At 71.4% G+C, this 22,561-nt stretch carries 19 protein-coding genes and 1 pseudogene; 13 read left to right on the forward strand and 7 right to left on the reverse strand.

Annotated features, from left to right (window positions below):
- Positions 1–34 precede the first annotated feature (34 nt).
- Positions 35–1,474, forward strand: a complete 1,440-nt coding sequence (locus tag OG199_RS06400) for a PLP-dependent aminotransferase family protein (protein ID WP_356807887.1) — start codon at positions 35–37, stop codon at positions 1,472–1,474.
- A gap of 117 nt (positions 1,475–1,591) precedes the next feature.
- On the opposite strand, the gene OG199_RS06405 is transcribed toward OG199_RS06400, so the two are convergent.
- On the reverse strand, positions 1,592–2,134 hold the full coding sequence (locus tag OG199_RS06405; protein WP_405834451.1) for a TIGR00730 family Rossman fold protein: 543 nt from the start codon (positions 2,132–2,134) through the stop codon (positions 1,592–1,594).
- Between the two features lie 324 nt (positions 2,135–2,458).
- On the opposite strand from OG199_RS06405, the gene OG199_RS06410 reads away from it, so the two are divergent.
- The 4 genes from OG199_RS06410 to OG199_RS06425 are packed head-to-tail and all read left to right on the forward strand — an operon-like array spanning position 2,459 to position 6,487.
- Positions 2,459–3,517 (forward strand): ABC transporter substrate-binding protein, encoded by a 1,059-nt coding sequence (locus OG199_RS06410; RefSeq protein ID WP_405828484.1) that lies wholly within the window; start codon positions 2,459–2,461, stop codon positions 3,515–3,517.
- A gap of 35 nt (positions 3,518–3,552) precedes the next feature.
- Positions 3,553–4,563, forward strand: coding sequence for an iron ABC transporter permease (locus OG199_RS06415; protein WP_356809631.1), 1,011 nt, complete (start codon positions 3,553–3,555; stop codon positions 4,561–4,563).
- Positions 4,560–5,678 carry a FecCD family ABC transporter permease gene (locus OG199_RS06420; RefSeq protein WP_405828486.1) on the forward strand — a complete coding sequence of 373 codons (1,119 nt, stop codon included), beginning with the start codon at positions 4,560–4,562 and terminating at the stop codon, positions 5,676–5,678. The genes OG199_RS06415 and OG199_RS06420 overlap by 4 nt, the downstream gene beginning before the upstream one ends.
- Entirely contained in the window at positions 5,675–6,487 is an 813-nt protein-coding gene (locus tag OG199_RS06425) for an ABC transporter ATP-binding protein (protein WP_401807768.1), read from the forward strand. The genes OG199_RS06420 and OG199_RS06425 overlap by 4 nt, the downstream gene beginning before the upstream one ends.
- Before the next feature lie 259 nt (positions 6,488–6,746).
- Here the strand turns inward: OG199_RS06425 and OG199_RS06430 are convergent, their stop codons facing one another.
- Entirely contained in the window at positions 6,747–9,998 is a 3,252-nt protein-coding gene (locus OG199_RS06430) for a cytochrome P450 (RefSeq protein WP_405828488.1), read from the reverse strand.
- A gap of 152 nt (positions 9,999–10,150) precedes the next feature.
- On the opposite strand from OG199_RS06430, the pseudogene OG199_RS06435 reads away from it, so the two are divergent.
- The 3 genes and pseudogenes from OG199_RS06435 (at position 10,151) to OG199_RS06445 (ending at position 12,247) form a co-directional block, all read left to right on the forward strand.
- Positions 10,151–10,773 (forward strand): annotated as a pseudogene (locus OG199_RS06435) (PAS domain S-box protein).
- 359 nt (positions 10,774–11,132) lie between these two features.
- Positions 11,133–11,903 (forward strand): TNT domain-containing protein, encoded by a 771-nt coding sequence (locus OG199_RS06440; protein WP_405828490.1) that lies wholly within the window; start codon positions 11,133–11,135, stop codon positions 11,901–11,903.
- 89 nt (positions 11,904–11,992) lie between these two features.
- Positions 11,993–12,247, forward strand: a complete 255-nt coding sequence (locus OG199_RS06445; RefSeq protein ID WP_356804443.1) for a hypothetical protein — start codon at positions 11,993–11,995, stop codon at positions 12,245–12,247.
- Between the two features lie 104 nt (positions 12,248–12,351).
- Here OG199_RS06445 and OG199_RS06450 read toward each other — a convergent pair whose 3' ends face one another.
- A complete protein-coding gene (locus OG199_RS06450; protein ID WP_405828492.1) occupies positions 12,352–13,383 on the reverse strand; it encodes an NAD-dependent epimerase/dehydratase family protein in 1,032 nt (343 codons plus the stop codon).
- 122 nt (positions 13,384–13,505) lie between these two features.
- Between OG199_RS06450 and OG199_RS06455 the strand changes: the two genes are divergently transcribed.
- Positions 13,506–14,081: a TetR/AcrR family transcriptional regulator gene (locus OG199_RS06455; RefSeq protein WP_405828494.1), complete on the forward strand. Its 576-nt coding sequence runs from the start codon at positions 13,506–13,508 to the stop codon at positions 14,079–14,081.
- A gap of 123 nt (positions 14,082–14,204) precedes the next feature.
- On the opposite strand, the gene OG199_RS06460 is transcribed toward OG199_RS06455, so the two are convergent.
- Together OG199_RS06460 and OG199_RS06465 are read right to left on the reverse strand one after the other, a co-directional pair.
- A complete protein-coding gene (locus OG199_RS06460) occupies positions 14,205–14,981 on the reverse strand; it encodes an SDR family oxidoreductase (protein WP_356804437.1) in 777 nt (258 codons plus the stop codon).
- A 168-nt stretch (positions 14,982–15,149) separates the two neighbouring features.
- Complete coding sequence (locus OG199_RS06465) at positions 15,150–15,989, reverse strand: SDR family NAD(P)-dependent oxidoreductase (RefSeq protein ID WP_405828496.1); 840 nt, start codon at positions 15,987–15,989, stop codon at positions 15,150–15,152.
- Between the two features lie 411 nt (positions 15,990–16,400).
- On the opposite strand from OG199_RS06465, the gene OG199_RS06470 reads away from it, so the two are divergent.
- A complete protein-coding gene (locus OG199_RS06470) occupies positions 16,401–17,276 on the forward strand; it encodes a helix-turn-helix transcriptional regulator (protein ID WP_356804434.1) in 876 nt (291 codons plus the stop codon).
- Between the two features lie 105 nt (positions 17,277–17,381).
- Here the strand turns inward: OG199_RS06470 and OG199_RS06475 are convergent, their stop codons facing one another.
- A complete protein-coding gene (locus OG199_RS06475; RefSeq protein WP_401807785.1) occupies positions 17,382–18,263 on the reverse strand; it encodes a helix-turn-helix transcriptional regulator in 882 nt (293 codons plus the stop codon).
- Between the two features lie 364 nt (positions 18,264–18,627).
- Between OG199_RS06475 and OG199_RS06480 the strand changes: the two genes are divergently transcribed.
- Together OG199_RS06480 and OG199_RS06485 are read left to right on the forward strand one after the other, a co-directional pair.
- Positions 18,628–19,194 (forward strand): flavin reductase family protein, encoded by a 567-nt coding sequence (locus OG199_RS06480; protein ID WP_405828497.1) that lies wholly within the window; start codon positions 18,628–18,630, stop codon positions 19,192–19,194.
- Positions 19,195–19,272: 78 nt separating this feature from the next.
- The gene (locus OG199_RS06485; protein WP_405828498.1) at positions 19,273–20,898 is read left to right on the forward strand and encodes a Na+/H+ antiporter; all 1,626 of its coding nucleotides are present in this window, start codon (positions 19,273–19,275) and stop codon (positions 20,896–20,898) included.
- Between the two features lie 103 nt (positions 20,899–21,001).
- Here the strand turns inward: OG199_RS06485 and OG199_RS06490 are convergent, their stop codons facing one another.
- A complete protein-coding gene (locus OG199_RS06490; protein ID WP_405828500.1) occupies positions 21,002–21,841 on the reverse strand; it encodes a DUF6891 domain-containing protein in 840 nt (279 codons plus the stop codon).
- Positions 21,842–21,894: 53 nt separating this feature from the next.
- Between OG199_RS06490 and OG199_RS06495 the strand changes: the two genes are divergently transcribed.
- Complete coding sequence (locus tag OG199_RS06495; protein WP_405828502.1) at positions 21,895–22,443, forward strand: GNAT family N-acetyltransferase; 549 nt, start codon at positions 21,895–21,897, stop codon at positions 22,441–22,443.
- Positions 22,444–22,561 lie beyond the last annotated feature (118 nt).

Below are 22,561 nucleotides of genomic sequence, written 5' to 3' on the forward strand. Positions count from 1 at the left end.
CGCATCCAGTGGCACTGAAGTAGGGTCCACTTCTGTGACAGATTCCCAGACCAATTCGGGGACCGACTCGCCCTCCGGACCCGGCAGCGACCTCCATCTGGAACTGCGCGGCTCCGGGTTGCGCGCCGGGCTCACGAACGCGCTCCGGGACGCCGTGCGCACGGGGCGGCTGGCACCCGGCACCCGGCTGCCACCGTCCCGTTCGCTCGCCGCCGATCTCGGTGTCTCCCGCAACACCGTCACCGACGCCTACGCCGAACTCGTCGCGGAGGGCTGGCTCACCGCCCGGCAGGGCTCCGGGACCCGGGTGGCGGAGCGGGCCGAGCCGAGCAGCGCCGAACCCGGCACCCCCCGCGCGCGGCCGGCCCCGAAACGTCCGACGTACGGCCTGCGGCCGGGTTCGCCGGACCTCGCGACCTTCCCCCGCGCGCAGTGGCTCGCCGCCGCCCGTCGCGCCCTGACCGCGGCACCGCACGACGCCTTCGGCTACGGCGACCCCCTCGGCCAGATCAGTCTGCGCACCGCCCTCGCGGACTATCTGGCGCGGGCTCGCGGGGTGTACGCCGAGCCGGAGCGGATCGTCGTCTGCTCCGGCTTCCACCACGGGCTCGCGCTGATGGCACGGGCGCTCAGGGCGCGGCAGGTGCGGGCGGTGGCCGTCGAGTCGTACGGACTCGACCTCTACCGGGACCTGCTGACCGACGCCGGCCTGCGCACTCCGTCCGTCCACGTCGACGAACACGGCGCGCGCACCGACGACTTGGAGCGGTTGGAGGACATCGGCGCGGTACTGATGACACCCGCCCACCAGTACCCGACAGGGGTCGCGCTGCGCCCGGACCGTCGCACGGCGGCCGTCGAGTGGGCGCGGCGCACCGGCGGCCTGATCCTGGAGGACGACTACGACGGGGAGTTCAGATACGACCGTCAGCCGGTGGGCGCCCTGCAGGGCCTCGGCCCCGACCGGGTGGTCTACTTCGGCTCGGTGAGCAAGTCACTGGCGCCCGGGGTGCGGCTGGGCTGGATGGTCCTGCCACAGGAACTGGTCCCGGAGGTCGTCGCGGCCAAGGGGTACGGCGACTACATGTCGAGTGCGCTCGAACAACTGACACTGGCGGAGTTCCTGACGTCGGGCGCGTACGACCGTCATGTGCGCTCGATGCGGCTGCACTACCGGCGCCGCCGCGAGCAACTGGTCACGGCCCTGGCCCACAGAGCCCCCCACGTCCACGTGAGGGGCATGGCCGCCGGGCTGCAGGCGGTCGTCGAACTCCCCCACGGAACAGAGCGCTCGGTCACCCGGGAGGCGGCACGGCGGGGCCTCGCGGTCAGCGGACTCGCGGAGTTCCGCTACGAGACGCCGGAGTCCGGCCATCGGCTCCCCCCGCAGGACGCGCTCGTGGTGAACTACGCGGCTCCCTCGGACAGCGCGTGGAAGGGTGCGCTGGAGGTGCTCTGCGGGGTGATGCCCTAGACGTTTCGCCATGCGCCGGCGCGCGTCGGGGTGTACCGCCGCGTACCAGCGTGTGCTTCCGCGCACTTCCGAGTACCGCCGCGAGAGGTTGCGGCCGCGGACAGGACCGCCGTCGGCTCATCGCGGTCCGAGGACGGATTCCTCCAGGTGCGCGAAGACGTCGGCGGCCGCGTCGGCGAGGAAGAACAATGCGCTCAGGGGCACCGGCAGGAAGCCCTCCTCCTCCATCCGGCGGAGCTGGAGGATCAGTCCGTCGTAGAACCCGGCCGTGTTCAGCAGCACCACCGGCTTGTCGTGCAGTCCGTGCTTCCTCAGCTCCAGGATCTCGGTCACCTCGTCGAGGGTGCCCAGGCCGCCCGCCATCACGACCACCGCGTCCGCGCGGGCGAGCAGCAGGGCCTTGCGTGCGGCGAGGTCGTCGGCGAACACCATCTCGTCGGCGTCCTGTCTGGCCCACTCGCGCAGAAAGGCGACCGAGACTCCCACCAGCCGCCCTCCGGTCTCCCGCACCCCGTCGGCGACGACCTTCATCAGCCCGGTGTCGGATCCGCCCCACACCAACGTGTGACCGCCCTTGCCGAGCAGTTCCGCCAGGTCGCGGGCCGGCCGGGTGTAGCGCTCGTCGAGGTCCGCGGCGGAGAGGAAGACACAGACGTTCATCGTGGGGGGAGCTGCTGTCATGATCCCGACCCTACGCACCCGGCGCCCCGGCGATGGGGGCCAATTCCCGGGTGGCGGGCCGGGCCAATCCGCCGCCCTGCGCTCCGAGGAGGACGGCGTGACGGGGTGCGGCCACTGGGCGACGGCCCGCGGACCGACGGCTTCCCGAGTCCGCGGACCGGCGGCTTCCCGAGTCCGCGGACCGGCGGCTTCCCGGGTGCGCGAGCCGGCTCACAAGGCCCCGGTTGCGTTCCGCGCACAGGCTTCTCATAAGGTAAGGCTCACCTAACACTTCAAAGGTGAACCACAGCTAGGAGCCGTCTCATGTCTCTTCGGCGCCGCGGCACAGCCGCAGTCGCTCTCGCCGTCGCCGCCGCACTGTCGCTCGCGGCGTGCGGCAGTGACTCCTCCGGGAACGGGAAGGGGGGCGGCGCCTCCGCGCAGGCGGGGTCGGGCGCGAAGGACTCCAAGTCGGTGGCGAAGGGCGGCAAGGACTTCGCGGACGCCGCCGAGAAGACGGCCGCCCTCGGCACGGACGCCAAGGCCGGCCAGTGGCCGCGCACGATCAAGCACGCGATGGGAAGCACGGAGATCAAGACGCGGCCCAAGCGCGTGGTCGTGCTGGACGTCGGCGAGCTCGATAACGTTGTCTCCCTCGGTGTGCAGCCGGTCGGCCTGGCCCCGACCGAGGGCTCGCCGGAGCTGCCGTCGTACCTGAAGAAGGACGCGGGCGACCCCAAGAACATCGGCACCATCAACAGCCTCAACCTGGAGGCGATCGCGGCGCTCAAGCCGGACCTGATCCTGGGCAGCCAGCTGCGCGCGGCCAACTCCTACGACGAGCTGTCGAAGATCGCGCCGACCGTCTTCTCGATCCGCCCCGGCTTCACGTGGAAGCAGAACTACCTCCTCAACGCCGCCGCGCTGGACAGGACGGCGCAGGCCAAGGCGAACCTCGCCGCGTACGAGAAGCGCGCGAAGGCCCTCGGCGAGAAGCTCGGCGCCCACAAGCCGACCGTGTCGATGGTCCGTTACCTGCCCGACGGCGTCATCCGGCTCTACGCCAACGACTCCTTCATCGGCACGATCCTCAAGGACGTCGGCGTCCCGCGCCCGAAGAACCAGGACATCGCGGACCTGGCCGCCGAGATCAGCCCCGAGAACATCGACCAGGCCGACGCCGACTGGATCTTCACCGGGGTCTACGGCGACGCCAAGGCCACGGACAAGAGCAAGGCCCAGGCCAACCCGCTGTGGAAGAACCTCAAGGCGGTCAAGGACGGTCACGCCCGCGACGTGCCGGACGAGACCTGGTACCTGGGGCTCGGCGTCACCGCCGCGAACGCGGTGCTCGACGACCTCCAGAAGTACCTGGCGGCCTGAGAACAGAGTCCGAGAACAGAGAGCGAGCACGGCGCATGTCGCCACCCGACCCCACCCGCCGCCGGGCCGGCCTGCTGCTGGCGGGTACGGCGACGCTGCTGATCGCCGTCCTGCTGAGCCTCGCCGTGGGCAGCCGCCAGATCGCGCCGGGCGAGGTGATCCAGGCACTGCTGCACGGCGGCACCAGCGACAACGCCCAGGTGGTGCGGTCGTTGCGGGTGCCCCGTACGGTCATCGGCGTGCTGGCCGGCGCCGCGCTCGCGCTCGCCGGGACGGTGATGCAGGGCATCACCCGCAATCCCATCGCGGAACCGGGCATCCTCGGGGTCAGCCAGGGCGCCTCGGTGGGCGTGGTGTGCGCGATCGCGTTCTGCGGCGTGCACACGCTCGACGGCTACGTGTGGTTCGCGTTCGCGGGCGCGGCACTGGCCGCGGTGGGCGTGTACGCCGTCGCCAGCGGCGGCCGGGGCGGCGCCTCACCGGTCAAGCTCGCGCTCGCGGGCGCCGCCATGAACGCCTTCCTCGCCTCGCTCGTGTCCGGGATCGCCACCACCAACGCCCGTGCCCTGGACGAGTTCCGCTTCTGGCAGGTCGGTTCCCTCAGCGGACGAGGCACCGAGGTCATCGGTGAGATCTGGCCGTTCCTGCTGGGCGGTCTGGTCCTGGTCGCGGTCACGGCCCGGGGGCTTGACGCTCTCGCGCTCGGCGACGACGCCGCGAAGGGACTCGGCCACAACGTGGGTCTGCTGCGCGTACTCGGCGCGCTCGGGGCGACCGTGCTGACGGGAGCGGCGGTGGCCGCCGTCGGCCCGATCGCCTTCACCGGCCTCGCCGTTCCGCACATCGCCCGCGCCCTGGTCGGCACCGCGCACCGCTGGGTGCTGCCGCTGGCCGCGCTCCTCGGGCCGGTGATGATCCTCGGCTCGGACGTGCTCGGCCGCGTCGTCTTCCCGCCCTCGGAGGTACCGGTGGCCGTCATGACCGCCCTGATCGGCGTGCCGTTCCTGATCGCGCTCGTGCGGCGCCGGGCGGTGGTACCCGCATGAGCCCCGTGAGCGGCACGAGCCGCACGAGCCGCACGAGCCGCACCGAGACCGTCGCCCGCGTGTCCGCTCTACGCCCGGCCGGGCACGTCGTCCTGCGCGCGGGACGCGCCAGTTTCCTCGTACACCGCAGGGCGGTCGTCGTCGCGGCGGCGCTCGTGGTGCTGCTCGCCTGCGCGGTGGTGGCCTACCTGTGCGTCGGCGAGTCCTTCGTCCCACCGGTGCAGGTCGTCCGTGTGCTGTTCGGGCGGCCGAGCCCCGACGAACTGGTGGTGGGCACACTGCGGCTGCCGCGCCTGGTCGTCGGGCTGCTGGCGGGCGCCGCGTTCGGCGTGGCGGGCGCGTTGGTGCAGACCGTCGCGCGCAATCCGCTGGCCAGTCCCGACGTCATCGGTGTCACGCACGGCGCGGGCGCGGCGACCGTCGCCGCGATGAGCTTCAACGCCGTCTCCTACAGCGCGATGCCGTACGTCTCCGTCGCCGGCGGCGTCGCGGCGGCCCTGCTGGTGTACGCCTTCGCATGGCGGCGCGGGCTGAACTCCTCGCGCTTCGTGCTGGTCGGCATCGGCGTGTCGGTCGCGCTCGGCTCGCTGACGCAGCTGTTCCTCACCAAGGGCGACTATCTGGTGGCCCAGCAGGCCAAGGTGTGGCTGACCGGCTCCCTCAACGGCCGCGGCTACGAGGAGGCGCGCCCCCTCGCGCTCGTGCTGCTGGTCGGTGTCCCGGTGGCGCTGTGGGCGGCGCGCGCCCAGCGCGGCGCGTCCTTCGACGACGACACCGCCACCGCGCTCGGTGTGCGCCTGGACCGGGTCCGTCTCGGCCTCACCGCGTTCGGCGTCGTCCTCGCGTCGGTGGCGACCGGCGCCGCGGGACCGGTCGACTTCGTCGCGCTGCTCGCCCCGCAGATCGCGCGCCGACTCACGCGCACGGCGCAGATCCCGCTGCTGTCCTCGGCGTTGACCGGCGCGCTGGTGGTCGTGGTCGCGGACCTCCTGGCCCGCCGCATGTTCTCCCCGATCGAGCTGCCCGTCGGCGTTCTCACCGCCGCGGTGGGCGCCCCGTACCTGATGTGGCTCATCGTCCGCACCCGCAGCCGTACCGGAGGCATCTCCTCATGAGCCGTCCGCCCGTCAGCCGCCTGTCGGCACACGACCTGACCCTGGCGTACGAGGACCGCACCGTCGTCGAGGGGCTGGACCTGGAGATACCCGACGGCGAGGTCACGGTCGTCGTCGGTCCGAACGCCTGCGGCAAGTCCACGGTCCTGCGGGCGCTGGGCCGTCTCCTGAAACCGCGCGGGGGCGCCGTACTGCTGGACGGCGCCGAACTCGCCCGGGTCCCCGCCCGGCAGATCGCGCGGACCATCGGGGTCCTGCCGCAGTCCCCCACCCCGCCGGACGGCATCACCGTCGCCGACCTCGTCGCCCGCGGCCGCCAGCCGCACCAGAAGTGGTGGCAGCAGTGGTCGGAGGCCGACGAGCGCGCCGTCACCGACGCGCTGGAGCGCACCGACACGGCCGACCTCCGCGACCGGCCGGTGGACGAACTGTCCGGGGGCCAGCGGCAGCGGGTGTGGATCGCCCTGGCCCTGGCCCAGGACACGGACCTGCTGCTCCTCGACGAGCCCACGACGTATCTGGACATCGCGCACCAGGTGGAGGTCCTGGACCTCGTCCGCCGGCTCAACCACGAGCGCGGTCGCACCGTCGTCGCCGTCCTCCACGACCTCAATCAGGCCGCCCGGTACGCCGATCACCTCGTCGCCATGAAAGCGGGCCGCGTCGTCGCCCAGGGACCGCCGGACGAGGTCGTGACCGCCGATCTGGTCCAGGACGTCTTCGGTCTCTCCTGTGTCGTCGTCCCCGACCCGGTCACCGGCGGCCCGCTCGTCGTTCCCGCCCGCGTGTGGGAGGCGCGGGCGCGCTGACCGCCGGATCGAGCCGCGCGGCGTGGTCGCGGCCGGCCCCTCCGTCAGCCGCTCACCGCGCCGTCGGGCTAACCGGGCGCGGGTGCGGGACGGCGGGGTCAGCGGGGCGGGGACGGCGGCGGGCCGGGCTCCGCGAGGGCGCGGAGCATGGTCCTGCGGATGGCTGTGATCCTGGGATCGCGGCGGTATCCGTCGTGCCGCTCCAGCGGTCGGACGACGGGCTGCTCGCGGGTACGGGCATGCCCACCGGCCGGGACGGCTACCCGGCCGTGTACACGTCCTCGACGTAACGCCCGCGGGCGATCAGGTCGTCGAGCCACCGTTCCGAATCCTCACCCGGGGCCCGCTCCGTGTGCAGGGCGCGGAAGGCGCTCCGCACGCCGGGGGCCATGCGCGAGCCGTCGCCGCACACGTACACCCGGGCCCCGGACTCCAGCAGGTCCCACACCTCGTCCGCCTCGGCGGCGATCCGGTGCTGCACGAAGCCGATGCCGTCGACCGGGGCCGCGCTGAAGGCCGGGCGCAGGGAGACCGCTCCGGCGGCCTCGGCGGCCCGGAGCTCGTCGGCGTGCAGGAAGTCGGCGTCCGGGGCGTCGCAGCCGAAGTAGCAGAGCGCGGGCGGAAGTCGGTCGCCGGCGGTCAGCCGGGCGAGGCGGTCGGCGACGGCCGCACGGAACGGGGCGAGTCCGGTACCCGCCGCGATCATGACGACCGGTGCCGAGCCGTCGATCCGGAAGGCCTCCCGGCACGGCTGGACGCGGGCGAGCACGGTCTCGCCGGGCTTGACGCTGTTCAGGTGGCCCGAGCCGACTCCGGTGTACGTGCCCCCGCCCGAGCGTGCCGGTGCCTCCAGCACGGAGACCATCAGGTCGGCATGGGCCGGATCCGTGACCGGTGAGGAGGAGACCGAGTAGGAGCGGGGGCGCAACGGGGTGAGCAGGTCGAGCAGGGCGGCCCAGTCCAGCGCGCCGCGCAGGGCGGGGTGCGCCTCGATCATCTCGGTCAGGGTCCGAGGGTCGGCTGCCGGCGTCCCGGAGTCGGCGGCCGAGGCCTCGAGGGCCGCGCGTTCCGGCGGGCACGGGTTGGCGGCGGCGAGGACGAGGAGTTGGCGGGCGGTCGGACGGTCCTGCAACTCGACCTGATAAGTCAGTAGATGACGTACCGTGACGGGCCGGTCGACCGCCGGACCGTCGCGCCGCGTGCGTCCCGCCCGGATGTCGAGGAGCGTGTCGAGGTCGAGGCCGAGGGCGGTGGCGGTCCGTACGACGAGGGCCGGGTCGTTGACGGGGAGCACCGTGAGGTGGTCGCCGGTGCGGTAGGCGGTGCCCTCCGGCAGGGCCAGGCGGACGAAACGCTTGGTGCGCGGATGGCCGGACGCGGTGAGGTCGTAGGCGTCGGTGACGGTCATGGGGACCAGGCCGTGGCGTGCGGCGAGGGCGTCCAGCGGGCCGCCGGTCAGCGCCCGGACCTCGTACGCCGCCGTCGGTTCCGCCGTCTCCGTGGCGGGTGCGGCGTGCGGGTCGCCGTGACGCTCCAGGAGAGCGGTGCGCAGCCGGGCCGTGAAGGCGCGGACCGTGCCGCCGAGGTCGCCCGACGCGTCGGCCGCCGTGCGCTCCAGGAGCCGGGTGCCGCCGTGTTCCGCGAGGCGTTCGTCGATCCGGGTGGGAACGTGCTGATAGGTGGCGGCCCAGTTGCGGTCGCCGACACCGAGGACGGCGTACGTCACTCCGGTGGCCCGCGGGTCCGCCTGGAGCCAGGCCTCGAAGGCGGTGGCGTCGTCGGTCGGCCGGCCGTTGTAGGACGCGGCGGTGATGACGACGGTCCTGTCGGTGGGCAGCCCGTCCGCGTACGCGTCCAGGGGTGCCACCTCGGTCCCGCAGCCGATCGCGGTGGCTTCGTCGGCGAGCGAGGCGGCGAACGCGCGGCAGGTGCCGTAGTTGCTGCCGTGCAGGAAGAGAACGCGGGTGCCTGGGAGGACCCGGGCGGGCAGGGAGCGTGCGTCGGCAGGGGTCCGTTCGGGAGTCGGCAGAACGCCGGGCAGCCGTGGGTGGACGCGGTCGGCGGCGGTGCGGAGGGTGAGGGCGAGGGTGAAGCCGTCAGGTTTGAGGGTGAGCGTCTCCTTGACCGTCAGCGCGTAGTCGGCGTGGTCGTGCAGCCGGTATCGGTGGACGAGCATCGCGAGCAGCATGGTCGCCTCGTGCAGTGCGAACTGCCGCCCGATGCAGGCACGTTCACCAGTGCCGAACGGTTTGAAGGCGTGCGGTGAGCGCGCGGCCTCCGCCTCCGCCGTGAACCGGCTGGGGTCGAACAGCTCGGGGTTGTCGCCCCACACCGGCTGCCGGTGCAGCATCGGCGCGAACACGGTGACCGGCTGACCGGCCCGCAGCGGGATGCGTCCGCCGAGCAGCGTGTCCTCGCGGGCGTGCCGGCTGAACGCGGCGGCGGTCGGCCACAGCCGCAGCGCCTCGTTGAGGACCTGACGGGTGTAGGTGAGACGTCCGATCTCGTCGAACGTCGGGTCGGGGTCCGCCGTGTCGCCCCAGAGCGCGTCGACCTCACGCTGCACGAGATGGAGCACGGCCGGGTGCTTGGTCAGGTAGTGGAGCGCGAACGACATCGCGCCGGAGGTGGTCTCGTGGCCGGCGATCAGGAAGGTGATCACCTGGTTGCGGATGTTGGCGGTGTCGAGCGTCGTGCCGTCGGCGGGGTGCTCGGCGGTGAGCATGAGCCCGAGGAGATCGTCGGCCTCGTCGCGCTCACCCGCGTCCCGTCCGGCGGCGACCCGGGCGGCGATCACCTCGTCGACGACCCGCGCGAGGTGGTCCGCGTCCGCCCGGAAGGCCGCGTCCGCCGCCGCGTGGTCGCTGCCGGGTGTCCGGCTGAGCCGGTTCATGCTCCACTCCAGACAGCGGACCATGGACTCCACGAAGGGGTGCGGTTCGCTGTGCAGGAAGGAGCCGAAGTCGTAGCCGAATCCGGCCAGTCCGATGGTGTCGAGCGTCATCCTGGTCATGTCGTCGGGGACGTTCACGTGCTGCCCGTCGTGGGCTCCGCGGTCCCAGGACTCGATCAGCCGGCGTGCCACGCGCAGCATCACGGGGTGGTACGCGCGCATCGAGCCGAGCGCGAAGGCGGGCATCAGGATGTCGTGCGCCTTGGCCCAGTTCGGCTCGTCGTTGTACGCCGTGAACAGACCGTCGGCGGCGAACTCCCGGACGTTCTCCAGCGCGGGCCCGACAGCTTTGCTGAAGCGTGTCTCGTCGGCCAGGTCGGTGACCAGGTCCAGATCGCTCACGAACAGCGCGTCCCGGCCGTGCAACCGTCGTACGAGCACGGGACCATGACGGCGCATCAGGCTCATGACCTGCTGGAGCGGGGTGCGGCCGGGTCCGGTGTCGGAGATGTCGACGACCGGTACACCGAGAAGGGAGCCTGTGGGCTGCGGGTCCGCGGGCTGCGGGTCCGCGGGCTGCGGGTCTGTGGGCTGCGGGTGCGGCGCGGTGGGGGGCATGGCGCGACAACTGCCTTTCGCGGTACGGAGGTCCTGCCCGTCCAGCTTGGTCCCGGCACCCGGGGGGACCGCACCTGATCACTACATGATTGTGTAGTCACCGGGGCCGTGAGGTGCTTGCCACGGCCGGTCCGGGATGGCAGGAGGTACGGATGGACGCCGTGGTGTGGCGAAACCGGGCGATGACGCTGTTCGACCGCATCCCGATGCCGGTCGCGGTCTGCGACGTGTACGGGGCGATCGTCCTGGCCAATCCCGCGATGGCGACGGAGTGGGGGCCGACGCCGAGCGGTCTGCGGGGACGCGACGTGCTGGAACTCTTCCGCCCGCAGGAGCCCCTGCAGATCGAGCGGATCGCGCAGGCGCTGCGGCTGCGTCACCGCTCGCGCTATCCGGTGGCGGTGCGCTGGGACGCGGCCGACGGCACCCGGCGGGCCGGCGAGCTGACCGCCGACCCGGTCAGTGACTCCACGGAGGCGAGCACCGCGCTGCTGGTGACGGTGCGGGTGTTCGGCGAGCGCCCCGGCGCACAGCGGCCGCCCGAGCCGTGGGCCTCCACGGCCGAGGCGCGCGTCCTGGAACTGCTCGCCGGGGGCGCGACCACCGCGCGGGCCGCCCGGGAGACGGGCCTGAGCGTGGACGGCGTCACCTACCACCTGCGACGCCTGTCCGAGCGCTGGGGGCCGCCAACCGTACGGAGCTGGTCGCCCGCGCCTACGCGCTCGGCCTGCTGGCACCGGGGGTGTGGCCGCCCACCGCCGTCCCCGCTCCCTGAGGCCGGCGCGGAGAGGAGTGGTGGTCCGGGGCAGTAGGACGAGTCCGCCCCTACCGCCACCGCCGGCCCGTCCCGTCCCGTCCCCTCCGGCCGGCGTGACACGGGTCCGGACCTCCCGTTCCGGCGCCGGTCGGCAGGGCCGGATGGGTCGGCGATGACGCAACGGAATGAAGCCACGGACCCGTTCGGACGCGTTTCGGCACGTCCACTCGCTCGGTCCGATCCCTGTGGCTTGTGTGAGTCCCGACATTCCGGTCGCCCCACGACGCCTTTCCAGGGCGCGCGGCGGCGTGTTCCGGACACACGTTCCCGCAGGAGGTTTGGTGAGATCGTCACATTGGTGTGCGAGCCTGGCGGCGGTGGGAGGCCTGACGGGCTCCCTGGTGCTGGGTGCTTCCGTCTCGTCGTCCGCGGCGCCCGCGGACCGGGACAGCGGCCGTCCAGGTGCTGCCGCGCACGCCTGGCCCGTCAACCAGGTTCCGGGAGAGGCGGGTTCGTCCGCGCTGCCGAAGGCCACGGTCGGCGGACCCGTCCAGCCGCGGGTGTGCAGGGGGCTGGTGCCCGCTCCCCTCGCGCCGGCGTTGCGGCCCTACTTCTTCTGCGGTGACTGGCGGCTCGGCCCCAGGTGGCTGCCGACGCAGGGAGCGCTGGGGCGCATCCTCCACCGGTACGACCGGCTCGGCGGCCTCACCGCCGTGCGGTTCCTGAACCGCTGGTGGGACCCCTCCGCCGACTCGGGCCAGGGCGACTGGCGCTACCCGCCGGACGACGGTTACACGCACAGGAACCAGATGGTGCTCGCCGCTCCTCTCGTGCTCCACGCGGGCCTGAAGGTGGACCGGTTCGGCGCCGAGGCGGGCCGGTTCCTCGCCCCGGCGGGCACCAAGTACGGGAAGCGGTCGATCCCGCCGTCGAGCCTCAACACCATGGACCCGCGCTACCCGTACGACTACCACGTGTACAAGGTGGCCAAGGACGTGACGGTGTGTGCGGGAAAGACCGCTCCCGGGTTCGAGCAGCCGGGCCTCGGCACCCAGTACGTGACGTCGAGTCAGTTCTGTCCCGACATCCCGCGCACCACGGTGGGTGACCTGGTGCGCAACGGCACCCTGGTGCGCGTCAGCAAGTAGTCCCGCCCTCCCGCGATCACGCGGGATCCCGCTGAAGCCGGGCCCGGACATGCCGGGCCCGGCTTCAGCCCTGATGAAAGACTGGCGCCATGGACCGGTTCGAGCTGTGCCAGGCCCTACGCGCGGCCGGGGTCCCCTCCGCGTACTACGAGATCCCGGACTGCCCCGGCGAACACCGTGCGGCGGACCGCTACTTCCTCGAGGAACGTGACGGGGGGTGGGTGGTGGGGGTCCACGAGCGGGGACGGCGCGAGGTCTTCGAACGGTTCACAGATGAGGCCCGGGCCTGCCGCTGGCTCTACGACCGTCTCGCCGACACGGGACCGGCCCCCGGACCCGCGTAGCCTCACCGCACGGCGGGACGAACCGTGACCGGGCGGCAGGGATCACGCCCGCGCGGCGCCCCGGGTGTCCGCGCCTCCGGCGGACGGTCGGACCGGCCCGGCGCTCAGATGTGCTGGACGGCGCCGTGCTCGATGAGGCTTCTGGCGCAGTCCAGTACGGTCTCGCGGGCGGGCCGGGGCTGCCAGCCGAGGACCCGCCCGGCCTTCTCCGTGCTGTGCCGGTTGCGGCGGCCGAGGGCCGGCGTGATCTCGCGCAGCGACGGGTCCCGGAACCGGGCCGCCAGCCGGACCACGAAGTCCGGGACCTGCCGGGTGGAGACCCGGCGGCCGTCGGTTCCGAGGCCGTCCCGCAGGATGCGGGCCATCTCGGTCATCCAGGTGAACTCGCCGGTGGCGAGGAAGCGTTGGCCGGCGGCGTCCGGCGACGTCATCGCCCGGATGTGGATGTCCACGAGATCACGGACGTCCACGATCTCCAGGCCGATCCGCGGGATGCCGGACATGGCGCCGGAGACCATGCGTCCGACGATGCCGACGGAACCGATGTTGGCCGTCGTGAGGACGGGACCGAACACGGCGCCGGGGAGCACCGTGGTCAGTTCGGTGGGGCCCGGGTGGCTGTCCATGAAGTCCCACGCCGCCCGCTCGGCGAGTGTCTTCGAGCGGCGGTAGGGGATCAGCGTGGGGTCGTCGGGGTCGGTCCACAGCGTCTCGTCGGTCACGCCCTCGGTCGCGTAGGACGACGGGCTCGCGGCGTTCGCCGCCGAGGTCATCACGACGCGTCTCACCCCGGCCCCGGTCGCGGCGCGCAGCACCCGCAGCGCGCCGTCGCGGGCCGGGGCGATGAGCCCGTCCGGGTTGCCGGGGTCGGCACCGCCGAGCGGGGAGGCGACGTGCAGTACCCGGTCGACGCCCTTGACCGCGGCGTCCCAGCCGTCGTCCGCCGTGAGGTCCGCGACGACGAAGCTCAGCCGGCCGGCGGGGTCGACGACGGTCGAGACGGCGTCGACGACGGCCTGCTTCTTCCCCCCGTCCCGTACGGTGGTGCGCACTTCGTAGCCGCCTCGCAGCAGCTCGGCGATGCACCAGCCGGCGATGTAGCCGCTGCCGCCGGTCACCAGAACCACTTCGGCCATGGCTGTCCTCCGCTTCGTCAGGTGGGTGTGGGAAAATGAAACGGAAGCCCCTCCGTTACGGCTTCGAACGTACCGGAAGCCCTTCCGTTTCGCAATCCGCACTGAACGGACCACCGACACCCGTGAACTCGCTGCCACCGAAGCCGACGCGTTCCGACGCCCGCAGCAACCGGGCGCGCATCCTGGCCGCCGCCACCGAGGCGTTCTCGGCCTCCACCAGCGCCTCCATGACGTCCATCGCCAAGCAGGCCGGGGTGGGCGTCGGAACCCTGTACCGGCACTTCCCGACCCGGGAAGCCCTCGTCGTCGAGCTCTACCACCAGGAGATCCAGAAGCTCATCGACCTCGCCCACACCCTGGCCGGCTCGCTCCCGCCGCTGGTGGCCCTGCGGACCTGGTTCGAGGAGGTCGCCCGTTACGGCCAGCTCAAGTACGGCGTGGCCGAGGTCATCCACGCGGTGACCAACGGCGGCCTCGACGACGAGCACTACGGACCCTTCCTCGGCGCGATCACCGCCCTGCTCGACGCGGGGGCCGCCGAGGGCACGCTGAAACCGGGGACCGACCCGGAGGACGTACTCCTGCAACTCAGCGTGTTGTGGCGGATCCCCCCGGGGGCAGACAGCCAGGAACGGGCCGCGCGGATCCTCGACCTCGTCGCCGACGGCCTGCGCACCCGCCCGCCGGAGTCCGGCTGAGGGCCGCCCCGTACATGATGCTGCCGGGCGACCAGGCAGCTGGGTCGGCGGGTGATGCCTCGGCGATGCGGCCTTCGCCCCGCGGCCGACGGGCCGCGGGGCGAAGGCCGCTTGGTGTCCGGCTCAGATGGCCTGGGCGGTGGGCATGATGGTGATTTCGGTGAGGTTGACGTGGCGGGGGACGGCCGCCATGAAGGCGACGGTCTCGGCGATGTCGGCGGACTGCAGACAGTCGATGTCGTGGATGAGGTCGGCCATCAGCTTGGAGGCGTCGGGGTCGGTGACGTGGTCGGGCAGTTCGGTGTCGACCATGCCGGGTTCGATGGTGGCGACGCGGACCATCTTGGGACCGAGTTCGACCCGCAGCAGCCTGGTGAGGTGGCTGATGTAGGCCTTGGTGCCGGAGTAGACCGAGAACTTCTCCAGGACGCGGGTTGCCGCGATGGACGAGGTGTTGATGAGATCGGCGGCCTTGCCCTGCTCGGCGGAGTCCGTCAGGTGGGGGAGGAAGGCGGCGATGACGTTCATGAGGCCGGTGATGTTGAGATCGATCTGCCGCTGCCAGTCGTCGACCTTGAGCTCCTCGATGCCCGAGATGAGCTGGACGCCGGCGTTGTTGAACACCAGGTCGGCCTTCCCGAAGCGGTCGGCGACCTGATCGGCGGCCGTGCGGACGGCGGCACGGTCGGTGACGTCGACCGCGAGGGCCAGTGCGGTGCCGCCGGAGGCCTCGACGCGCTTGACGACCTCCGCCAGCTTGTCCTCGCGGCGGGCGAGGACGACGACGGTGGCACCCAGTTCGGCGAGGCGTTCGGCGGTGGCGGCGCCCATGCCGCTGGAGGCACCGGAGACGACGGCGACACGGCCCGTGAGCGGGGATCCGGAGAGCAGAGCAGGCATGACGGTGTTCCTTCGCATACGTGGTGGACGTGGGAACTCGGATTCGTGGGGGCGGAATCCGTGCTGGGCCGGGGACGGGCGGCTGGGCCGTGAGGGGGTGCGGTCCAGTCGTGCGGTGGTGCGGCTCGCGCACAGGACAGAGGGCGCGGTCCCCGGTGGTGGGTGGGGTCAGGCGGTGTCGTCGTGTGCGGTGGCCGCGGACTTCTCGCGCCAGGGGGCGAGGTCGTTCTGTACTTGCCGGTATTTGGCTTCGAGGCGTTCGAGGGTGTCGCGTCCGAGGTAGAGGTGGGTGGGCAGCTTGTCGGTGGAGGTGGCCTCGACGATGAGGGCGGCGCCCTTGACGGGGTCGCCGAGCTGGGTGTGGTTGGCCTGGTCGATCCAGTCGAGGGTGGTGTGGGCGGGGGTGTCGTCGTAGTCGGCGATGCGGTTCGCGGCGACGGAGAGGGAGCTGGCGTCGAGGAAGTCGGTGCGGAAGACGCCGGGTTCGACGACCATCGACTGGATGTCGAAGGGTGCCAGTTCGGCGGAGAGGGCCTCGCTGATGCCGGCGACCGCGAACTTGGAGGCGGAGTAGAGGCTGACGCCGGGTTCGCCCTCGAAGCCGGAGCGGGAGCCGATGTGGACGAGCTTGCCGGAGCCCTGTTTGCGCATGACGGGCAGGACGGCGCGGGTGACGTTGATGAGGCCGAAGACGTTGAGGTCGAACAGGGAGCGGGCTTCGGCGTCGGTGATCTCCTCCAGGGCGCCCAGCAGGCCGCGGCCGGCGTTGTTGACCAGGACGTCGATGCCGCCGAACCGGTCGACGGCCGCGTCGACGGCCCGCGGGATGCTGTCGTGGTCGGTCACGTCCAGCGCGACCGCGAGCACCTTGTCGGAATTTTTGAGGTCGGCCGGTACCCGTTCCGGGTTCCGTACGCCGACCACGACGTCGTTGCCGTCCGCCAGTGCGGCACGGGCGATCTCCGCGCCGATGCCTCGGGACGCGCCGGTCACGAACCAGGTAGCCATGATGAGATCTCTCTTCTCTCGTCCGGATGTCCACCGGAGCTTTCCTCCGATGCATTCGATACTGCGAGGCATCGCGAGAGGCAGGAAGGCCGGGAGTTTCCTGGGAGAAATACACCCAGGACACGGAGGGTCCCGTTCAGCAGGGGGCTGTTATGGACTGGGCCGGACGACGGACGCGCCCACGGTGCACGACCATGCGGGTACTCAGGACTCGGCGGGCAGCAGTGCGCACGCGCGGCCCGAGCGGCGACGTCGGGTCCAGCCTTCGCGGGCGAGGGGACAGCGGGCCAGGAGTTCGGACGGGATCAGCCAACGGTGGCGGTCGGCGGTGCGGGGGGCCGGAAATCCTGGGAGCAGCGCACCCCCCTTGCGGCCCGTCGCAGGGCTTTCGGGCGTTCTAACCTCGACGGCATGAACACGGACAAGCATCCCGCCGCCGAGAACGCGCTGGGAGGTTTCCTCCGCGCGCGACGTGCTCAGCTGCGCCCCGAGGACGCCGGACTTCCCGCCTCCGGCCGCCGCAGGGTGCCCGGTCTGCGACGCGAGGAAGTCGCCACCCTGGCCGGTGTGAGCACCGACTACTACATGCGCCTGGAGCAGGGCCGCGAACGGCATCCTTCGCGCCAGGTGCTGGAGGCCGTGGCCAAGGCCCTGCGCCTGGACGACGAGGCCGTGGCGCACCTGTACCGAGTGGCCACCCCCACGACACGCCGCACACGTCGAGCGCCCCGCGTGGAACGCGTCGGCCCCCCGTTGCGAAGGCTCCTGGACACCTGGCGCGACACACCGGCCTTCGTCCTGGGCAACGCCCTGGACATCCTGGCCCACAACCAGCTGGCGGCCGCCCTGTTCACCGGCTTCACCTCGTGCGACAACCTGCTGCGCATGACCATGCTCGACCCGGCCGCGCACCACTTCTACCGTGACTGGGACCGAGCCGCCGCATCGTGCGTGGCCGCCCTACGACGGGCGGCCGGGGCCGATCCCGACGACCCGCGACTGATCGAAGTGGTCGGTGAACTGTCCATGAAGAGCGCCGAGTTCCGTGCGCTGTGGGCCCGCCACGACGTACGGGGCAAGGCCCGGGAGGCCAAGCTCTTCCACCACGCCGAGGTCGGCGACCTGGAGCTGCACTACGAAGCCTTCACCGTCAACAGCGCCCCCGGCCAGCAGGTCGTCGTCTACCAGGCCGAGCCGGGCAGCCCCTCCGCCGACGCGCTGGCGCTGCTCGGCTCCCTGAGCGCGTTGCCGACTCTTCGGCGTGCCCCGTTCGTCGACCCGGAGTGAGGACGGGACCCGGAGGCGGACACATACGCGAGCCGCCCGCATCGCGGACCTGCCGCGGTGCGGGCGGCGTCGCGCCCGGTGGTCGCGGTCACCCCGCGAGGGGCGTCACGAGGGGTGAGTCGGTTCGGAGATCCGCTCCGCGTCGTGCTTCTCCTGCTCGGCCCGGTCCTTGTCGGTCCTTGAGCGGAGTTCGGTGAAGGCGGCCGCGGTGGGACTGCCGGGTTCCGCCTGGTAGACGACCAACTGCTGGTGGGGCGCTTCGTTGTCCGTGAAGGCGGAGAACTGGATCTGCAGGTCGCCCACTTGAGCGTGTCTGAGGTTCTTCGTCTGCCGGGTCTTGCCCCTCACGTGGTGCCGTGCCCACAGCTCGCTGAACTCCGGACTCCTCGCGCACAGGGTCTCCACGACCTCGGTGATCCGCGGCGACCGCGGATCGTATCCGTAGGCGGCACGGATCTCGGCGACACACGACTGGGCGGCCTTGTCCCAGTCCTGGTAGAAGTCACGGCCCGCCGGGTCGACGAAGACCATCCGCGCCAGGTTGTCGAACCGCTGGAAGCCGCTGTGCAGTGCGGCCGCGAGCGCGTTGTGCGCCAGGATGTCCAGCGCCGGGCCCACCACGAAAGCAGGGGTCTCGGGCCAGCTGTCGAGCAGTTGCAGCAACTGCGGGGCGACCCGGTCGCGGCCCGCGGGGGCGGTGCGGCGCTCCTCGGGTGCCCGGGTGAGTCTGCGGAGGTGGTCGACGGCTTCGTCGTCGAGGTGGAGGGCGTCCGCGACGGCGTCGACGACCTGGGACGAAGGACTGGACTCGCGGCCCTGTTCCAGACGCATGTAGTAGTCGGGACTCACGCCGGCGAGCATCGCGACCTCCTCGCGGCGCAGCCCGGGAACTCGGCGACGGCCGTGTTCGGGGAGGCCCACGTCCTGCGGCTTGAGGCCTTCCCGCCGGGCCCTGAGGAACTCTCCCAATGGGGTGCTGTCACTCATGCCCCAAGGCTAGCCCTCCCGTTTCGGATCAGGCAGGGGTGAACTGATCGCGATCCGCTCGCGGGAGCCCGCCTTCGCCGGTAGAGGGCGTGCACTGCCGTCACCGGGGACTCGCGGATCTCCGGCGAGGCAGTACGAACGAGGAACTCCCCCGGTACCACCATCCGGTTCACACCGTCACTCACCGTGACACTTGGGGTGGGGGACCCGAGGGTAGCCGTCGTGCACCCAGGAAGATCCCGGCCCTTACACCCTCGCCGATCACTGGAAAGACTGGACTACCGAAGAGCCGAGGACATCAACCCGACCGTCACCGAACGGGCCACTGTCCCCTCGGCGGGCTCATGCACTCAGGAGGGTAGAGATGATCACTGTCGGTGATGTGCAGGCACATCCCCTGGACCAGGTCCACCGGTTGATCGAGCCTGGCCCGGTCATCCTGGTGACCACCCGGCACCGCGGCATCCCGAACGTGATGACCAACGGGTTCAACATGATGATCCGCCACGCCCCGCCGCTGATCGGCTGTGTCATCGGGCCGTGGGACCACACCTACACCGCGCTGCGCGACACCGGGGAATGCGTCATCTCCATACCCAGCGGTGAACTTGCCGAGACCGCGGTCGACATCGGCAACTGCTCGGGGCAGGACGTCGACAAGTTCCAGGAGTTCGGCCTGACCCCGCTGGCCGCACAACAGGTCAGGGCGCCATTGATCGCCGAGTGTTTCGCGAACATCGAATGCAAGGTTGCCGACACCGCCCTGGTGGGTGCGTACGACCTGTTCGTCCTCGAAGCGGTCGAGGCCTGGGTCGATCCGTCCCGGTCACACCCGCGGATGCTGCACCACCGCGGCGACGGAACCTTCGCGCTGGACGGTGAAGTCGTCGACCTCAAGGACCACATGACCAAGTGGCGACACCTTCTGTGACGCTCTCGGCCACGTGCCCCACCTCGGCACCACGGTCCGACCAACATCTGCTGCACCCACCGGGATGAGGAACGACTCATGACAGGCCTCGAACTCATGGCCGGGGTACTCGTGGCCGTACTGCTGATGACATGGCTGGCCCGCCGTCTCCACCTGAGCGAGCCGTTGCTGCTGCTGGGCGGAGGCGTCCTGATCGGCCTCACCCCGCACTTCGACCGTGTCAGTCTGTCGCCCGACGTGGTGCTCCTGCTCTTCTTGCCGGCACTCCTGTACTGGGAGGCGCTGACCACGTCGCTGCGCGAGATCAGGACGAACTTCCGATCGATCGTCCTTCAGTCGACGGGCCTTGTCCTGGTGACGGCGGTCGCCGTGGCCGCGGTGGCGCACGCACTCGGCTACGCATGGCCGATCGCCTTCGTCCTCGGAGCGGTGCTGGCGCCCACGGACGTGGCCGCGGTCGCCGCGGTGGCCGACATCATGCCGCGGCGCATGGTGACGATGCTGCGTACGGAGAGCCTCCTCAACGACGGAACCGCCTTGGTACTTCTCGCCGTGAGCGTGGAAGCCCTCACCACGGGCGAGCCGTTCTCCTGGAGCGTCACCGTATGGCGGTTCCTGGAGTCCTACGCCGGCGGAGCGGCGATCGGCGCGGCGATCGCCCTGGTCCTGATCCCCGTGCGCCGGCACCTCAAGGATCACAGCCTGCACAGCGGCTTGAGCGTCGCCACTCCGTTCGTCGCCTTCCTGCCTGCCGAAGCCCTGCACGTCTCGGGTGTACTGGCCGTGGTCACCTGCGCACTGGTCACCGGCCGTGCGGGACCCAGACTCATCCGTTCCGACGCCCGCTTGGAGGCCACCGCCTTCTGGGAAGTCACCACGTTCCTGCTCAATGGCGTGCTGTTCGTCCTGGTCGGTATGCAAACCCCGGCCGCCGTGCGTGCGTTGACCTCCATCTCGCTGCTTCAGGCGACCGTGATCGCTGCCGCAGTCGGCGCGACGGTGATCGGCGCCCGCATGGCCTGGTTCTACACGGTCCCCTACCTGGTCCGCCTCGTGGACCGCCGCTCGCGGCAACGCCGACGACGCATCGGCGCACGGCAACGGCTGCCACTGGCATGGGCCGGCATGCGCGGAGCGATCTCCCTCGCCGCCGCGCTGACGATCCCCGCCACCACGGCCGACGGACAACCGCTGGCACAGCGTGACGCGGTCATCTTCATCACGGTGGTCGTCATCACCGTCACCCTCGCTGTCCTCGGCCCGACCCTCCCGGCAGTCGTCCGCAGGGCGCGGTTCACCGAGGATTCCGACGAAGCGGAGGAGGAGGCGTTCGCCGTACGACAACTGGCCCGCACGGCCCTCGCGGAGCTGCCCGCCCTCGCCGACCGGTTCCCGGTGCCCGAGGCGACCCTGGCCCACATCGCCAACGATCTGCGAAAACAGGCCGCTTCAGCGTGCCACGAGACCACCGACCAGGCGCTGAGCCGCGAGCGGCAGATCAACGCCACGTATGCGCTCACGACGGAACTCCTCGACGTGAAACGTGCCGCGCTGAACGACCTCCGCGACCAAGCGCGTATTGACGACATCGTGCTGCGCCGGGTGCAACGCCATCTGGACACCGAGGAGCAACGACTGAGCCTGAGGATGTCCATGCTCTCGAATTCCGCCCACGAAGCGGGCGAGCGGGGAGGCGCGACCTAGGGAAGGTCGTGCAGGTGTCCTCGGCTGGTGGATCGGTGGATCGGTGGATCATGATGGGTGCTGCGTCGCCATGAGGTGTCCGAGGCCGAGTCTCCACCGTTCCCTAACGGACCAGGCGGCGGCGCCAGTCCAGGGGAGTGACGGTAATGGCCCGGCCGGGGTCACGGTCCCACTCGGCGTGGAGGCCGACTGCTTCGAGGGCAGCCACGACCTCGTGGCCGACGGCCGCAGTGGTCTCGGACGAGCCGTCGAAGCCGCCGTAGAGGAGCGTCAGTCCGTGGCCGGCCGCGGCGGAGTCCGTGCACTGGGTGTGGAAGTAGACCAAGCCGCGAGCGTCCGGCCCGCCCTCGCCGCCGATCTCGGACTGGCCGCAGCTGCGGCAGCGGGTGAAGTTCTCGCGGGCGGTGACGCCGGCCTCCTCCAGGGCGCTGAACGCGCGGGTGAGTCGCTCAGGGTCGGTCTCGCCCTGCCATGCGGCTTGTTCCGCGACCCGCTCCAGCCACAACCGGTCGGCCAGCGCCTCCGCCTGCTCGCGCGAAACGGGCCGGCGCTCCTTGGTGACCAGGTACTCCTCAGCGATCTCGGCCAGTTCGGCGCGGGAGGCGTAGCCGCCGGTCAGTACCTCGCGGACGCGCTTCTCCAACTCCGCGCGCTCGTCTTCGTCGAGGTCGAGCGGCGGCACTTCGCGGGCGGGGCCCATGTCCGGCAGCGACCAAGCCAGACCACCGTCCCAACCGGCCTCCTGGCGGGCCCAGCCGGTGATCGCCGCGGTCACGGCTTCGGACGCGCCGACCGTCGCCTGGAAGTGCCGGTCGGCGGCACCGTCCCGGTGCTCCAGCGTGTAGTCACCACCGGCCTCGTGCCAGACCTGGGCGAAGACGTCAGGCAGGTCGGGTACCCGCTGGACCACCAGAGTGGCCACGGCCCGGTGCTGCGAGATCATCCCGCTGGTGGATCACTCGGGTGGTCACCACTGCCAGGCCCTAATGTGGGTGCATGCTCACGATGCCGTCGCGGGTCGAACTGCACCCGCTCACCCTCGCCGACCAGGACGAGTTCTGCATGCTCGTGCGGGCCAGCACCGGGCTGCACCAGCCGTGGATGCAACTACCCGCGACCGCTGAGGAGTTCCGGGTCTGGATGCGCCGCTTCGACGACGGCACCAACCTGGGATTCCTGGTCCGCGTCGCGGAGACCGGCGCGGCCGCCGGCATGGTCAACATCAACTCGATCATCCGAGGCCGCTACCAGGGCGCGTCCCTCGGCTACGCGGCCTTCGCCCCGTCCGCAGGACGGGGTTACATGACCGACGGGCTCACCATCACCCTGCAGCACGCCTTCACCGACCTACGGCTCCACCGGCTGGAGGCCAGCATTCAGCCCGCGAACAAGGCATCCCTGGCCCTGGTCCGGCGGCTGGGCTTCCGTCACGAAGGGGTTTCTCCCGCCTACCTCTACATCGACGGGGACTGGCGGGACCACGAACGCTGGTCCATCACCGCGCCGAACCCCTGGACACCCGATCCGTCGCTTCCCGAGACCTGAGTCCGAGGCGCCGCTCATGAAAGACGCCCTGGTGCCGCAAGGCAACCTTCGCGACCGGTAGTTGGCCGGACGCTCGGCGCGGCCCCCCGCGTTTCGTTTCGACGCTGATCGGTGCGAC

Origin of the sequence: Streptomyces sp. NBC_01176, from assembly GCF_045039825.1 — a bacterium.
Lineage (GTDB): Bacteria > Actinomycetota > Actinomycetes > Streptomycetales > Streptomycetaceae > Streptomyces.

Coding starts and splice junctions, on each gene's coding strand:
- OG199_RS06405 (WP_405834451.1), bottom strand. CDS start 2,134: ATGAACGTCTGTGTCTTCCTCTCCGCCGCGGACCTCGACGAGCGCTAC.
- OG199_RS06410 (WP_405828484.1), top strand. CDS start 2,459: ATGTCTCTTCGGCGCCGCGGCACAGCCGCAGTCGCTCTCGCCGTCGCC.
- OG199_RS06415 (WP_356809631.1), top strand. CDS start 3,553: ATGTCGCCACCCGACCCCACCCGCCGCCGGGCCGGCCTGCTGCTGGCG.
- OG199_RS06420 (WP_405828486.1), top strand. CDS start 4,560: ATGAGCCCCGTGAGCGGCACGAGCCGCACGAGCCGCACGAGCCGCACC.
- OG199_RS06425 (WP_401807768.1), top strand. CDS start 5,675: ATGAGCCGTCCGCCCGTCAGCCGCCTGTCGGCACACGACCTGACCCTG.
- OG199_RS06430 (WP_405828488.1), bottom strand. CDS start 9,998: ATGCCCCCCACCGCGCCGCACCCGCAGCCCACAGACCCGCAGCCCGCG.
- OG199_RS06445 (WP_356804443.1), top strand. CDS start 11,993: ATGGACCGGTTCGAGCTGTGCCAGGCCCTACGCGCGGCCGGGGTCCCC.
- OG199_RS06450 (WP_405828492.1), bottom strand. CDS start 13,383: ATGGCCGAAGTGGTTCTGGTGACCGGCGGCAGCGGCTACATCGCCGGC.
- OG199_RS06460 (WP_356804437.1), bottom strand. CDS start 14,981: ATGCCTGCTCTGCTCTCCGGATCCCCGCTCACGGGCCGTGTCGCCGTC.
- OG199_RS06465 (WP_405828496.1), bottom strand. CDS start 15,989: ATGGCTACCTGGTTCGTGACCGGCGCGTCCCGAGGCATCGGCGCGGAG.
- OG199_RS06470 (WP_356804434.1), top strand. CDS start 16,401: ATGAACACGGACAAGCATCCCGCCGCCGAGAACGCGCTGGGAGGTTTC.
- OG199_RS06475 (WP_401807785.1), bottom strand. CDS start 18,263: ATGAGTGACAGCACCCCATTGGGAGAGTTCCTCAGGGCCCGGCGGGAA.
- OG199_RS06480 (WP_405828497.1), top strand. CDS start 18,628: ATGATCACTGTCGGTGATGTGCAGGCACATCCCCTGGACCAGGTCCAC.
- OG199_RS06485 (WP_405828498.1), top strand. CDS start 19,273: ATGACAGGCCTCGAACTCATGGCCGGGGTACTCGTGGCCGTACTGCTG.
- OG199_RS06490 (WP_405828500.1), bottom strand. CDS start 21,841: ATGATCTCGCAGCACCGGGCCGTGGCCACTCTGGTGGTCCAGCGGGTA.
- OG199_RS06495 (WP_405828502.1), top strand. CDS start 21,895: ATGCTCACGATGCCGTCGCGGGTCGAACTGCACCCGCTCACCCTCGCC.